Annotated in this window: 16 protein-coding genes; 2 read left to right on the forward strand and 14 right to left on the reverse strand. The window is 45.8% G+C overall.

Features of this window, described 5'->3' with window-relative positions:
- Positions 1-15: 15 nt before the first annotated feature.
- Entirely contained in the window at positions 16-507 is a 492-nt protein-coding gene (locus G9F75_RS03900; protein WP_128496741.1) for a helical membrane plugin domain-containing protein, read from the forward strand.
- 40 nt (positions 508-547) lie between these two features.
- Here G9F75_RS03900 and G9F75_RS03905 read toward each other — a convergent pair whose 3' ends face one another.
- From G9F75_RS03905 to G9F75_RS03925, 5 genes are all read right to left on the reverse strand, one after another.
- Positions 548-778 carry a YrhC family protein gene (locus G9F75_RS03905; RefSeq protein WP_012118061.1) on the reverse strand — a complete coding sequence of 77 codons (231 nt, stop codon included), beginning with the start codon at positions 776-778 and terminating at the stop codon, positions 548-550.
- 83 nt (positions 779-861) lie between these two features.
- Positions 862-2,004, reverse strand: a complete 1,143-nt coding sequence (locus G9F75_RS03910; RefSeq protein WP_128496742.1) for a bifunctional cystathionine gamma-lyase/homocysteine desulfhydrase — start codon at positions 2,002-2,004, stop codon at positions 862-864.
- A gap of 1 nt (position 2,005) precedes the next feature.
- Positions 2,006-2,929, reverse strand: coding sequence for an O-acetylserine dependent cystathionine beta-synthase (locus G9F75_RS03915; RefSeq protein WP_032873891.1), 924 nt, complete (start codon positions 2,927-2,929; stop codon positions 2,006-2,008).
- 47 nt (positions 2,930-2,976) lie between these two features.
- The gene (gene mtnN / locus G9F75_RS03920) at positions 2,977-3,672 is read right to left on the reverse strand and encodes a 5'-methylthioadenosine/S-adenosylhomocysteine nucleosidase (protein ID WP_003152774.1); all 696 of its coding nucleotides are present in this window, start codon (positions 3,670-3,672) and stop codon (positions 2,977-2,979) included.
- A gap of 20 nt (positions 3,673-3,692) precedes the next feature.
- Positions 3,693-4,334 (reverse strand): class I SAM-dependent methyltransferase, encoded by a 642-nt coding sequence (locus G9F75_RS03925; RefSeq protein ID WP_167408930.1) that lies wholly within the window; start codon positions 4,332-4,334, stop codon positions 3,693-3,695.
- Between the two features lie 183 nt (positions 4,335-4,517).
- On the opposite strand from G9F75_RS03925, the gene G9F75_RS03930 reads away from it, so the two are divergent.
- The gene (locus G9F75_RS03930; protein WP_167408931.1) at positions 4,518-4,721 is read left to right on the forward strand and encodes a YrzA family protein; all 204 of its coding nucleotides are present in this window, start codon (positions 4,518-4,520) and stop codon (positions 4,719-4,721) included.
- Positions 4,722-4,760: 39 nt separating this feature from the next.
- Here the strand turns inward: G9F75_RS03930 and G9F75_RS03935 are convergent, their stop codons facing one another.
- The 9 genes from G9F75_RS03935 to G9F75_RS03975 form a co-directional block, all read right to left on the reverse strand.
- The gene (locus tag G9F75_RS03935) at positions 4,761-5,477 is read right to left on the reverse strand and encodes a YrrS family protein (RefSeq protein WP_014418462.1); all 717 of its coding nucleotides are present in this window, start codon (positions 5,475-5,477) and stop codon (positions 4,761-4,763) included.
- 63 nt (positions 5,478-5,540) lie between these two features.
- Positions 5,541-7,295 (reverse strand): peptidoglycan D,D-transpeptidase FtsI family protein, encoded by a 1,755-nt coding sequence (locus G9F75_RS03940; RefSeq protein ID WP_167408932.1) that lies wholly within the window; start codon positions 7,293-7,295, stop codon positions 5,541-5,543.
- Between the two features lie 52 nt (positions 7,296-7,347).
- The gene (gene greA, locus G9F75_RS03945) at positions 7,348-7,821 is read right to left on the reverse strand and encodes a transcription elongation factor GreA (protein WP_003152766.1); all 474 of its coding nucleotides are present in this window, start codon (positions 7,819-7,821) and stop codon (positions 7,348-7,350) included.
- 253 nt (positions 7,822-8,074) lie between these two features.
- Positions 8,075-8,710: a uridine kinase gene (gene udk, locus G9F75_RS03950; protein ID WP_003152763.1), complete on the reverse strand. Its 636-nt coding sequence runs from the start codon at positions 8,708-8,710 to the stop codon at positions 8,075-8,077.
- A gap of 6 nt (positions 8,711-8,716) precedes the next feature.
- A complete protein-coding gene (locus G9F75_RS03955) occupies positions 8,717-9,985 on the reverse strand; it encodes a peptidase U32 family protein (protein WP_017418217.1) in 1,269 nt (422 codons plus the stop codon).
- Positions 9,986-10,002: 17 nt separating this feature from the next.
- Complete coding sequence (locus tag G9F75_RS03960) at positions 10,003-10,932, reverse strand: peptidase U32 family protein (RefSeq protein ID WP_007408214.1); 930 nt, start codon at positions 10,930-10,932, stop codon at positions 10,003-10,005.
- A 6-nt stretch (positions 10,933-10,938) separates the two neighbouring features.
- A complete protein-coding gene (locus tag G9F75_RS03965; protein ID WP_007612793.1) occupies positions 10,939-11,592 on the reverse strand; it encodes an O-methyltransferase in 654 nt (217 codons plus the stop codon).
- 151 nt (positions 11,593-11,743) lie between these two features.
- A complete protein-coding gene (gene mltG / locus G9F75_RS03970; protein ID WP_017418219.1) occupies positions 11,744-12,835 on the reverse strand; it encodes an endolytic transglycosylase MltG in 1,092 nt (363 codons plus the stop codon).
- Between the two features lie 110 nt (positions 12,836-12,945).
- Complete coding sequence (locus G9F75_RS03975; RefSeq protein ID WP_003152751.1) at positions 12,946-13,227, reverse strand: DUF1292 domain-containing protein; 282 nt, start codon at positions 13,225-13,227, stop codon at positions 12,946-12,948.

The raw sequence follows: 13,227 nt of genomic DNA on the forward strand, positions 1-13,227 counted from the left end.
AAAGGAGGAAACATTATGGCAAGCCCAATTACTGAAATTCAAAAAGAAACGAAAACAGAGGAACAGCTGAAAGCTGAAAAACTGGAAGAGCTGAAGACGCTTCTCGCAGAAAATGAAGAAGCCGTCGCGAAAACGATGTCCATCATGGCAGAGCTGAATAGCTTGGGCATTTTTGATGCCGCCGGCTATATGCTCCAGGCAAAAGAGGAGATTGCCAAAATCGCACTCGGACAGATTTCCCGGGAACCTGTCACCAATCTCCTGAATACGATGATGGCCGCGGGAGGCGCGCTGTCAAAAGCTGATCCCGAATTTATGGGCAGACTTTTAGAAAGCGCCATGGCCGGGACGGATCAGGCGCAAAGATTTTTAAAAGAGGACAGGAAAGTCAGTATGTTTGAACTGATGAAAGCCGTCGGTGATCCTGATATTAACCGCGCGCTCGGCTTCGGGCTGCAGTTTTTAAAAGGAATGGGAAAAGAATTACGCGAAAACCCGTCTGAATAAGAAACGAAAAAGCCATTGTCAAAAGACAATGGCTTTTTTTTTATTCATCGGCCTCTTCCAGCCTCTTTTTATAAATAAGTGAACGGTCAACGCAGAAATAAGCGCCCGCTAAAAATACACAATCCGTTACAAACATCAGCATTTTCTGGCCCGCAGTCAGCCCTTGTCCGGGAAGAACCGCGCCGATATAAATGAAGGTGCTGACTGCAAGCAGAATAAATGCGTAATGCTTAAAATCTTCTATTAATGATTTCAGTCTTTTCTTCTCCATATAAGGTCACCTGCCAGTTTTATAGTCTACCAACATTATAATACAAGCTGACAGCCGACAGAGAATGTAAATCTATCCATTCTTTATAAAAGTGAATCAAGCGCCTGTTTCACATCCGCCGTTAAATCCTCAGTATCCTCAATACCGACTGAGATCCGCACGAGCCCGTCGGTAATGCCAAGCGCAAGCCGGCGGTCGCGCGGGATCGAAGCGTGCGTCATTCTGGACGGCACGGAGATTAAGCTTTCAACCGCTCCTAAACTTTCCGCGATCGTAAACAGGTTCAATTTTTCTAAAAACGCGTCGACGCGTTCGCTGCTGCCGACATCAAAGGAAATCATTCCGCCGAAACCGGAGCTTTGCGCTTTTGTCAGCTCATGGCCCGGGTGTTTCGCTGATCCCGGATAGTAGAGCGTCTGAACGGCATCATGCGCTTCAAGCAGCTCGGCGATTTTTCCGGCGCTGTGATTGATGGCATCCATTCTGAGTCCCAGTGTTTTAATGCCTCTCATTAAGAGCCATGAATCCTGCGGTCCTAAAACGCCGCCTGTTGAGTTTTGCACGTAATGAAGTTTTTCACCGAGCTCTTTATCAGCCGTGACGACTAAGCCGCCGACGACATCACTGTGGCCGCCGAGATATTTTGTCGCGCTGTGCAGCACGATGTCCGCGCCGAAGCTGAGCGGCTGCTGAAAATACGGCGTGTAAAACGTATTATCGACGATAAGCAATACGCCCGCTTCTTTTGCGATGTCAGACATCAGTTTGAGGTCAGTCACTTTCAATAGCGGGTTTGTCGGTGTTTCGATATAAATGGCTTTCGTATTCGGACGGATGGCTTTTTGGACTTTTTCTTCACTGCTCGTATCGACAAAGTCCGCTTCAATGCCGAAGCGGTTCAGCACGCCTGTCATCACGCGGTAAGTGCCGCCGTATACATCATCCGTCAAAATAACATGATCGCCGCTGTCAAACAGCATCATGACGGCAGTAATCGCAGCCATGCCTGAGCCGAACGCATATCCCGCCGCGCCGCCTTCAAGCTCCGCAATTAAGCTTTCAAGCGCCGTCCGCGTCGGATTGGCCGTTCTTGAATATTCATAACCCGTGTGCTCGCCCGCTTTCGACTGCCGGTACGTGCTTACTTGATAAATCGGTACGGAAACCGCTCCTGTTTTTTCATCTCCCGTAATTCCTCCGTGCACCATCAGCGTTTTTTTCTTCATCTTACTGACCTCCTTGAAAAATGTTTTTGCTTATATATCGATCGCTGCCATCAGGGAAAATAGTGACGATATTTGATCCGGCGGGCGCTTTTTTCGCTTCTTCAAGCGCTGCATAAAGAGCCGCCCCTGAAGAGCTTCCGATTAAGAGGCCTTCTTTCTCGGCCGCTTCTCTGACAAGCGAAAACGCCGTATCGTCTTCCACCGTGTAAATGGCGTCAAAATGGTTCTCATCCATATAATCCGGGATAAACTCCATGCCGATGCCTTCCGTTTTATGGGCATGCGGCTCTCCGCCATTCAGGATCGAGCCTTCCGGTTCAACGATCACCGTTTTGACGGCAGGATTTTTCTCTTTTAAATAAGCTGCCGTACCGGCAAAAGTGCCGCCGGAACCAGCTCCTGCGACAAAAGCGTGGATATCCCCGCCGAGCGCGTTCCATATTTCGGGCCCGATCGTTTTATAGTAAGTCAATGGATTTACTCGGTTTTTAAATTGCAGAACGGCATAAGAATTATTAATCTCTCTCTCCAGTTCAACCGCTTTTCGAATGGCTCCCTGCATGCCTTCTTCTCTCGGCGTATGCACGATGTCCGCTCCGAGAGCTTTCATAATTTGCTGCTTTTCTCTGCTGAAATGCTCCGGGACGCAAAAAACGGCGCGAAGCTGATGCTTTCTGGCGCACAGAGCGAGTCCGATCCCGGTGTTTCCGGCAGTCGCCTCAATGATAACGCCGCCCGGTTTCACCTTTCCAGTGCGAAGCGCATCTTCAATGAGCATCCCGCCCAGCCTGTCTTTAATGCTTCCGCCCGGATTCATCATCTCAAGCTTAGCATAAACCGCTGTTCCCTCCGGTATATCAAAATGCTTGAGACGGAGCAGCGGTGTATTTCCGATCAGTTCTGTAATATCTGTTATCACGTTCAATATATGTCCTCCTCCTGGAAAAGCGGAGGAGAACGAGAATCCCCCGCTTAGTGAATTCGTTTGATGACATTCAGGACAAGCTCAGTTGAATGAACGGCAGCCTGTTCTAAAAATTTATCAAATGAAACGTCAGATTCTTTTCCGGCAATATCAGATAAAGCTCTGATGACAACAAAAGGCGTTTTGAACTGGTGGCACACCTGTGCGACAGCCGCAGCTTCCATTTCAACCGCGTACAAATCCGCAAATTTGGCGCGTACGTCTTCAACCCGCTTCGGATCATTCATAAAAGAATCTCCCGTAGCGATTGTGCCTTTGGCGACTTGAATGCCGTTCAGTTCAGAAACCGCTTCCTCAGTAATGCTGATCAGCTTTTCATCAGCTTTGTATGCTGCCGGAAGACCCGGCACCTGTCCGTATTCATAGTCAAACGCCGTCACATCCACGTCATGATGGCGGACATCTGTTGAGATGACGACGTCGCCTACATTCAATGTATGATGAAAACCGCCCGCTGAGCCTGTGTTAATCACATAATCAGGTTTGAAACGGTCAAGCAGAAGCGTCGTGCTGATCGCCGCGTTGACTTTCCCGATACCCGATTTCAGCAAGATGACTTCGACGCCTTCATAGCTGCCAGTTGTAAACTCACAGTGAGCGATCATCTCTTGTTTTGCGTCTTTCAGTTTGCTTCTTAAAATCGTAACTTCCTCTTCCATTGCTCCGATGACTGCCAGTTTCATTTATACACAATCCCTTCGATTTACCGTTTAATCGCCTCCATTATCCAGACAAAGTCATTTTGCTGCGTAAACCGCGCGGCAAATCCCTCTTCTGAAAAGATGTTTTTCATTGTCGCGAGTGTCGGATAATGTTCCGTCTTTAAATCGTCCGCTAATTGATGATAGCCGTTTCGGCTTGCTTTTTGAATGGCTTCATCATAAGCTTCATGATCTTTAAAGACAGTATCGGCAAACACTATTTTATCATGCTTCTGAAGGATTGCGCCATACTGCTTTACAGCCGTTCGCTTTTCTTCATCGGTTAAATGATGAAAGGCGTACGAGCTGACGATGGTATCTATTTGAAAAGGCGGAGCGGGAAACTCCAGAAAATCTCCGTCACTGAACACGGCTTTGTCAGAAAGCTTGTCAGACGCCAGTTTTCTCATTGACGGAGACGGTTCTACACCAAACACCTTTTTGTCCGCGGCGGCTAATTTCGCCGTTAAATTCCCCGTTCCCGGTCCGAACTCTAAAACGTTTGAACCTGAAAGTGCGACAATGCTGTCAAGAATATTGTCATATCCTTTAAAAACAGCAGCATATTGTTTGTCAGCCCCGTGCACTGTGGCGTCATAAGTCGCTGCCCAATCTTCAAATAAAGGAATAAATTCACGGCCCATATTTTTCACTCTCCATAATTTATAATTCCTATGAGTATAGTATGGATTAATCGTGGAACAGTTCCTATCCTATCACAAAAAAGAATGGAAGGGTACTAAAATACTTTGGGATTATTGCGCAATTACGGCAGAAAGGCTTATACTTTCATTGACTCAGAAGAAAAATCAGGAGGATCTGTACTGATGAATTTTCAATTGGATTTAATCAAAGATAAAGTAGAATTTTTCGAAGCGGCATCTTTGCAGGAGCTTGAAAAGAAAATAAACGTTCAGATTGAAAACAACCAGGCGATTATGCTTCGCGTCCGTTCCGTATCCCATCAGGTGACGGTCGTTGACGGCAGAATCCTTTACAGCGCGTCGGTGCATTTTTCAGCTGACGTATGACAGAAAAAAGCAGCTGATTACTCAGCTGCTTTTTTGCGGTTATTTTAAGGTTTCTACTTTTGTCGGCTTCCAGCCTTTTTTGTCTTTCCAAGTGATGGTGACCTGATACTTTTTGCCGTTCGTTTTGTCTAAAACTTTACCCTTCGCATCTTGCGGGCTTCCATTGTTCCCGAGCCACAGCACTGTCATGTGATCTTTTGACACGCCTGTTGCGTAAGAGATGGCGTCAAGCATTTCGGCCCAGTCTTCAGAGCTTGAGTCATACGTCGCCGCATGTTCTCCCGTCTGCTTTGTGCCGACCGCTTTCCATTTTGGGTTAACAATTGTTTTCTCGACATCGCTTGATGAGCCGCCCTCTGTTATTTTTGCGCCTTTAAAAGGATCGCTTGAATCAGAGTCTTTTTTGCTGCTGTCATCACTTTTCGATGAATCATCGTCTTTTTTGCTGTCAGAGTCTGAAGATGAATCAGATGTGTCCTTATCCTGTTTATCTTTTTTGTCATCGTCTGATGCCGTATCTTTTTTGCTGTCTTTTATGTCTTCATCCGATGTCTGCTTCGTCTTGCCTGATGCAGGTGTTTCCTGCTTCTGGCTCGTGTCCGCTTTTTCGCTCACGTCGCCCGACGGACTGTTGATGAAGAGGCTGACGGCAACGACAACAATAAGAATAGATACGATAGCAATTAAAATGTTAAGCACCATATTTGCTTTTCTGCGCTTATCACGGTTTTCAAAACGAGATTGTTTATTGCTCAATCATTCTGCACTCCTTTATCCCTCTTGCTCAGCATATATTTTAACATGGGCTGAGCGGTTGTTCTATGTCTGATTTATTTCATTTTCATGTACCTTTTTAACAATATCATAAAACACTGTATTTGTCAGAGCCTTATCCCCCGGCGTGTCCATGTGCAGCACCACGAGAGCGTATTTCGGCTTGTCCGCGGGAAAGTATCCCGCAAACCATTTGTGGTAAAGCGTCTGTTTTTCTTTTGTGAACATTCCCGTCTGGGCCGTTCCCGATTTGCCTGCTATCTCATACGGCAGATCCTGAAACCTTCGGCCGGTTCCTTTCGGTGAGGTGACGACTTCTCTGAGAATTTTTTGAAGCTGCTGCGCCGTATATTTGTCGATGTTTTCCCCTTTTAACTGCTGATCTTTGAATGACGCCATCGTCGTTTTGTTTTTGTATTCAATTTTGTCCGCGATTTTCACTTGTTTTTTTTCACCGCCGCGCGCGATCGCCGCCATCATATTGGCGACTTCAAGAGGGGTGACTTTCACGTTTTTTTGCCCGATCGCCGTCTGTGCGACGGCTTTTTTTACGGTTTTGTCTTTGTCATCTCCCCAAATGACCCCGCTTTTTTCATTATACAGCTGTCTGAATCCGTCTTCCCGGTACAGCTTGCCCTCCCAGCCCGCCCGCTGGGTGAGACCGAGTTTTTCCGCCATGTTTTCAATAACGGATTCATCTTTTTTGATCAATTTTTCCGCAAGGCTTGTAAACGTATAATTGCAGCTTTGGGCAAAGCTTTCTCCAAAACTGAGCGTGCCTTTGTCATCACCCGGCTCTCCGTACAGGTTGAGATTGCAGTTAAAGGATGTGCCCGGCTTCACTTCGTTTTGTTCTATTGCGGCTGCGGCGATCACCGTTTTAAATACTGATCCCGGATAAATCGGCGTCAGCATGTAATTTTGCAGTGTCTGCTGCTTTGACATGTCGGCGTCAGGCTTAGATACCATTCCGAGCACACTGCTTTTTTCAATGTCTAAAAGGACGGCTCCCCCCTTTTTTAACCCGCGGTCTTTCAATACATCTTCCATTGCTTTTTGAATATTGCGGTCGATGGAGGTTTTGACTTGCAGCGGATAAAACGCGTTTGCTTCAGCCGTATATTTGACGTCCATTCCGAATAAAGGGTTTCCCCTTCCGTCGACATGATACAAAAGTTTTGTGTCCTGATCCGCCAGTAAAAACTCATCAAACGTCCGCTCCATCCCGCTTGTCCCGATTTTTGCCGTGATCGGCAGTTCCTTCCTGCCGGGGTATTTCTTTTTCAAAAGCTCAGGGTCCTGGTTTGTCGCGCCCAACAGATGAGCGGCTATGTTTGTTTCTTTGCTGTCTTTCATATATACGCCGTAAATGCCGGGATATTTCAAAGAATTGATATTTGACACGGATTGTTTCGTCAAATGTTTTATTTTTCTGCTGTTCAGGATCACCGGTTTTTTTGCTTCCGTGAGCAGCTGCCTGAGCTCCCCCTGTTTCATTCCGAGAATGTCTGATACCCGGTCAACCGGCCAATCCTGCGTCACGAGAAAAGGAAACAGTATGACGGCAGGCTGCTTTTTTCCGGTCAGTTCTTTGCCGTTCCGATCAAGAAAAGAGCCGCGTCCGTCTGAAATAAGGACTTCTTCCGTCCGCTGCTTGACGCTTTCCTGAATCAGATTAATATTGGATTTTGAAAAAGATTCTGTAAAAAACAGCTGAATTTCAGCCAGCCTGGCAAGCAGAAAGAAAAACACGAGCAGAAAACAAATCACGGCCGCTTTCAGCCTTTTTGATACGATCATAAAAAACACCTCATCCACATTTTGGACGAGGTGTTTCATTGTTAAACGGATCTTATGAAATTTTCACAATTTTCACGAGCATTTCTCCGCCCGGCGTCTGAACTGTCACTTCTTCGTCCACTTTTCTGCCAAGCAGGCTTTTGGCGATTGGCGAGTCGTTTGAAATTTTCCCTTCAAACGGATCAGCTTCAGCGCTTCCGACAATCGTGTAAGATTCTTCTTCACCGTCCGGCAATTCGATGAATGATACGGTTTTTCCCAAACCGACTACATTTGAACCGCCGTCGTCCTCGATGATTTTCGCATTCCGGATCATGTTTTCAAGCGTCGTGATGCGCCCTTCCACAAATGCCTGTTCTTCTTTTGCAGAATCATACTCAGAGTTCTCTGACAGATCTCCGAAGCTTCTTGCGATTTTAATACGTTCTACTACTTCTTTACGTTTAACCGTTTTCAATTGCTCTAATTCTTGTTCAAGTTTTTGTTTTCCTTCGTGAGTCATCGGAAAAACTTTTTCTTGTGCCATGTTCCTTCACTCCTTGGTGGTTGTCCCTCAACAATAACGTGTGATTATGTATGAGAGCATAAACGAAAAAATCAAGAATGAGAACACAGGGCAGTCCTCGTTCTTCTCTCCCATATAGGTACTGTTTATCTTAAACTGAATGTGTGTTTTCTGCAAATGTTTCGGTTTATAAACAGGGAAAGAAGGGAACTGTCTCATTCCCTTCCAGCCTATACATAATATGGTCTGAGTTATTTATGTCTATGCTATGGTATTACAAAATTGCATTTTGTTCAAGGATCGTTTGAATCTTCGTGACCATCAGATCGATTGCGACGTGGTTTTGCCCGCCTTCCGGAATAATGATGTCCGCGTAGCGTTTCGTCGGTTCAACAAACTGATTGTGCATCGGTCTGACGACGGACACATACTGCTCAATGACAGAATCGATTGAACGGCCTCTTTCGTTAATATCTCTCATAATCCGTCTGATGATACGGAGATCTGCGTCCGTGTCGACATAAAGTTTCATATCCATGAGGTCGCGAAGCCTTTTATCTTCGAGAACGAGAATGCCTTCCAGAATAATGACATCCTTCGGCTCAACCGGAATGGTTTCCTCAGAACGCGTATGCAGTTTATAATCATAAATCGGCTTTTCTATCGGCCGGTAATTCAAAAGCTCTTGAATATGCTCGATTAAATAGTCATTATCAAATGCGAGCGGGTGGTCATAGTTTGTGTTCAGCCTTTCTTCAAACGGAAGATGGCTTTGGTCTTTATAATAAAGGTCTTGCTGGATCATTAAAATCGAGTGTCCTTTAAACTGTTCATAGATGGAACGGGTGACGCTTGTTTTTCCTGATCCGGAACCTCCTGCGATGCCTATAACTACAGGACTCTTACCCATTGGTGATTACTTCCCCTTTCTCATCATGTTGCTCGGATAAATCTTTTTGTCTACTTTAAATGTAACGATTTGCAGGGGATGGCGGGCAGCATCAAGCTCGTTTCCGTCTTCGTCCCAAATAGTGCCGATTGTGAATGTGAAATTGTCGATTTCAGGACCGAAAAATTCCACTTCGTCACCTTGTTTAAAGAAATTGCGCTGCTGGAGCGTCACCATTTGAGTGTCCTCGTTATACGCGAGCACGAGACCGGCAAAATCAAATGTTGTTTTCTTTCCGTGTTCACCGAACATCTGCTCTTCATACCCGGGCGTGCCTTCAAAGAAAGCAGGCGCGGTATCCCGGTTTGCACATTTGTCCAGCTCATCCAGCCATTCTTTTTGAATGACAAAGTTTTCAGGATCAGCGCAGTATGCGTCGATGACTTTGCGATACACGCTGACAACCGTCGCAACGTAATGAATTGATTTCATCCGGCCTTCAATTTTCAGGCTGTCGATGCCCATCTCGATCATTTGCGGAATGGATTCAATCAATTTTAAATCTTTCGGGCTCATCGCAAACGGAGCATCTTCTTCGTCGTAGAGCGCGACCGCGTTTGCACCGTCTGTCTGATACAGGTCGTAATCCCAGCGGCAGGACTGACAGCAGCCGCCGCGGTTGGAATCCCGGGCCGTCATGTGATTGCTCAGCACGCATCGGCCTGAATAAGCGATACACATGGCGCCGTGGATAAAGGTTTCGATTTCAATATCCACCTTTTCCTTCATTTCTTTAATTTCCAGTCCGCTCGTTTCACGGGCAAGCACCACGCGGTCAAGCCCTTCTTCTTTCCAGAACTGCACCGCTTTCCAGTTGGAAAGGGACTGCTGTGTGCTGAGGTGAATTTCTACGTCCGGGGCCACTCTCCGGCATGTTTCAATAATCAGCGGATCAGCGACGATAATTCCGGCAACTTTTGCGTCTCCCAACGCTTTTAAGTATTCTTCCAGACCGTCCATATTTTCATTATGGGCGAAAATGTTTGTTGTCACATATATTTTTGCCCCGTATTTTTTGGCAAATTCTACGCCCTCTGCGATTTCTTCTATTGAGAAGTTATCCGCATTTGAGCGGAGTCCGTATTCCTGCCCTCCGATAAAAACCGCGTCCGCTCCGTAATGAACGGCAATTTTTAATTTTTCAAGGTTTCCTGCCGGAGCAAGGAGTTCAGGTTTTTTCGTAATGACGCGTTTTCCGTTTACGACTTTGGAAATGGTTTGATTTACGGCTGTCATCCGTTGCACCCTCCTTTTTAATAGACCGTTTCTTTAAAGAAGAATCCTGTGTCGATGCTTCTGTTCACAGGCTGAATGCTTTCAATCCGCTCTATCCAGCTCTCTTTTTTCTCTTCGTATGTCTCTCGGCTTTCGAAGCACAAATCGATTGCTTCTCTGTACATGCGGGTCACTTCAGTTAAGTATTCAGGAGACTTCAAAACTCCGTCGATTTTGAAAGAATCGATGCCGGCATCCATCAGGTCCTCTAATTCATCAATCATGCACACATCGTTCGGGCTCATGATGTGCGTGCCGTTTTCATCTTCAAAAATCGGGTATTTATTGCCCCGTTCCTTGTCATGCAGAAACATCCCCGCTTCTTTTTTCTTCTGTTCGATGTCCATGACTTTTCCCTGGTATTCGAAGTAATGGCCCACTAAAGAACGCTTCGATTGGAACATGCACGTCATACCGTGGATTTGAATTTCAATTTCCACTTCGGCGTTCTCTTTTATGTCAATGATGCTGTCCATATTTAATTCCTTAGCCAGCACTGCCCGCCGTGCGCCTTTGCGTCCCCAGTAATTGCAGGAATAGTAGTTGGTTCCCGTTGTTTCCGTGCTCCAGTGCAGTTTAAGCTCGGGAGCCGCTTCACGCGCCGCCATTAAAACGGCCGGATCACCGAAAACAGCCGCATCAACGCCGGCCTCCTGCAAAAAGGCAAGATAGCCGTTCAGCTCGTCCACTTTTTCGTTGTGAAAAATAGCATTCACGGCGGCGTACACTTTCGCGCCTTCCTGATGAGCTGTCTTTACGGCTTCTTTTATATCTTCTCTTGAAAATTCACCGGCCAGTCTCAGGCCGTATCTCTGTTCTCCGACTAACAGGGCCGTTGCGCCCGCTTGAATGAGCGGAAGAATATCCTGTACAGAAGTCGGAGTCACCAAAAGTTCAGGTTTTTTCATGATCCTTCACCTCTTCTTTTTACTGATGGCGATGCCGTCTCCGACCGGCAGTATGACCGTTTGATAGTCAGGCCGGTCCATCAGCCATTGGTTATATTGATCAATTTTTTCAACAAGCTTCCGTCTTCTTTTCGGCTCAATGTCCGAGTGATTTTGCGCCACCAGTCCTTTAAACAGAACATTGTCCGTAAAAATGACTCCATCCGGCGCAAGCATCGGTTCATAGAGCTCAAAAAAGTTCGTGTACTGGCCTTTGGCCGCGTCGATAAAAATGGCATCATAAGGAGCCGTGACACGGACAGACTCAGAAAGTTCCAGCGCATCCCCGTGCATTACGTGAATCCGGTTTTCCATTTCAAAGTCTTTTATATTGTTCACAGCTTCTTCATAGCGTTTGTCGTCCCGTTCAATCGTGTAAATATTCGCATCCGGAAGCTCAAGCGCCATCCGTATGGCGGAATATCCGATTGCCGCGCCGATTTCCAAAATGTTTTTCGCCTGTTGAATCGACAGCATTTGAAGCAGCACTTCAATGCCCGCTTCTTCCATAATCGGAACATGGTGCTCTTTTGCATAGGCTTCAAGCTTTTTCACTTTATCAGGCCGAGGCTTCAGCATCGCGTTTATATACTCGTTTATTTGTTCATACCGATCATTCACGGCAAACAGCCTCCGTTCTAAAAAGGAGTGCCCCTGACGAATCCGCGGGGACACTCTCTTAAGACACTTCTTTATCCATAAGTAAACAACCCGATATATTTTATCATAAAACCTTTCAGAATGGAATAAAAGGAGAGCTTTTGCCCTCCTTTTATTCGCTGTCTTTTTTGGAAATATACTTTTCCTTCGCTTTATTATGGTCTTTTAATGTTTTGGTGAAAACAACCTCGCCGTTTGATTTTGCAAGGAAATAGAGATAATCCGTTTTGTCAGGGCGGAGAGCCGCTTCCCATGATGAATCACCGGCATTTGCAATCGGTCCCGGCGGCAGCCCCTTATGTTTATACGTATTAAACGGAGAATCAATTTTCAGGTCTTTGTAGTAGACCCGGCTTTTATGCTTACCGGCCGCATATAATACCGTCGGGTCAGTCTGCAGCGGCATTTTTTCTTCGAGCCTGTTGTAAAAAACGCTGGCGATTTTGTGACGGTCGGCTTTGGCGGTGGCTTCTTCTTCAATAAGTGATGCCATTGTCAGCGCGTTATGGACGGAAAGTTTCTTTTTTTCCAGTTCAGATTTATACGTTTCGATACGGGTGTTTGTTTCCTGAACCATTGCCGTCAAAATCGTGTCAAGCGATGCATCCGGATCATTAAACGGATATGTGGCCGGATACAGATAGCCTTCGAGCGGATGCTTGAGCTTCTTGTTTGAAAGCGCGTCCGTTATCGTATCAGGAAACTGTTTTTTCAGTTTGCCGATGAATGTTTTGTCATCCAGTTTCGCCATGATCTCTTCTTTTGAATATGATGTTTCTTTTGCGATCGCATCCGCAATCTGCGTAAGCTGTTTTCCTTCAGGAACGGAGATCTGAAAGGCATATCCCGTTGATCCCGCGGTCAGTTTTTTGATAATCGCATCCGCATCCATTCCTTTATTCAGGTGGTAAAATCCCGCCTGAAACCCGGAAGCGCCTTTATACTTTACATACAGCTGAAATGCTTTTTTGCTTTTGATGACATGCTGATCCTCAAGAATTTCAGCGATTGCCGAAACGGAAGAACCGCTCGGAATATTAATATTGACTGCCGTTTTGCTGCCTTTGTCAACCGGGGACAGCAGAGATTTTCCATAGAAAAAAGCACCGCCAATGATGATAAGCAGAGCGATCACGGAGGACAGTATTATCGTCGTTTTTTTGTTTTTACGCGGAAATGAATTTTTAGTCTGATTGATATTCATACAAGTATTTTCCTCCCAACAGCTCTTATACTACATGATTCATGTGCATTCGGCAATTTATTACAAAAAAAAGCCGAAGCGCATATGCGCTCCGGCTTTTTCCGTTCATTTTATTCTTCGTCTTCTTCCGCTAAAAACGTGTTCAGCGTTTCTTCGATCATTTCCCACTCTTCATCGGTTTCAATCGGCATCAGTTCGCCGTCTTCACCGTTTTCGTTCGGTTCGAAGCTTGAAGCGTGAATTTCGATTTCATCATCGTCTTGAGCATCAATCGGATAATAAAGTACGTAAGATTTGTTGAATGTGTCGTTTTCAAATGTGAACAGCACTTCGCAAAGCTGTTCGTTGCCTTGATCATCGACAATTGTAATGTGTTTTTCGCCGTGTTCCAT

The organism is Bacillus sp. EKM208B (assembly GCF_011800725.1).
Taxonomy (GTDB): Bacteria; Bacillota; Bacilli; order Bacillales; family Bacillaceae; genus Bacillus; species Bacillus velezensis.

Coding starts and splice junctions, on each gene's coding strand:
- G9F75_RS03940 (WP_167408932.1), bottom strand. CDS start 7,295: ATGATCGTATCAAAAAGGCTGAAAGCGGCCGTGATTTGTTTTCTGCTC.
- G9F75_RS03910 (WP_128496742.1), bottom strand. CDS start 2,004: ATGAAGAAAAAAACGCTGATGGTGCACGGAGGAATTACGGGAGATGAA.
- mltG (WP_017418219.1), bottom strand. CDS start 12,835: ATGAATATCAATCAGACTAAAAATTCATTTCCGCGTAAAAACAAAAAA.
- mtnN (WP_003152774.1), bottom strand. CDS start 3,672: ATGAAACTGGCAGTCATCGGAGCAATGGAAGAGGAAGTTACGATTTTA.
- G9F75_RS03960 (WP_007408214.1), bottom strand. CDS start 10,932: ATGAAAAAACCTGAACTTTTGGTGACTCCGACTTCTGTACAGGATATT.
- udk (WP_003152763.1), bottom strand. CDS start 8,710: ATGGGTAAGAGTCCTGTAGTTATAGGCATCGCAGGAGGTTCCGGATCA.
- G9F75_RS03905 (WP_012118061.1), bottom strand. CDS start 778: ATGGAGAAGAAAAGACTGAAATCATTAATAGAAGATTTTAAGCATTAC.
- greA (WP_003152766.1), bottom strand. CDS start 7,821: ATGGCACAAGAAAAAGTTTTTCCGATGACTCACGAAGGAAAACAAAAA.
- G9F75_RS03975 (WP_003152751.1), bottom strand. CDS start 13,227: ATGGAACACGGCGAAAAACACATTACAATTGTCGATGATCAAGGCAAC.
- G9F75_RS03925 (WP_167408930.1), bottom strand. CDS start 4,334: ATGGGCCGTGAATTTATTCCTTTATTTGAAGATTGGGCAGCGACTTAT.
- G9F75_RS03900 (WP_128496741.1), top strand. CDS start 16: ATGGCAAGCCCAATTACTGAAATTCAAAAAGAAACGAAAACAGAGGAA.
- G9F75_RS03930 (WP_167408931.1), top strand. CDS start 4,518: ATGAATTTTCAATTGGATTTAATCAAAGATAAAGTAGAATTTTTCGAA.
- G9F75_RS03955 (WP_017418217.1), bottom strand. CDS start 9,985: ATGACAGCCGTAAATCAAACCATTTCCAAAGTCGTAAACGGAAAACGC.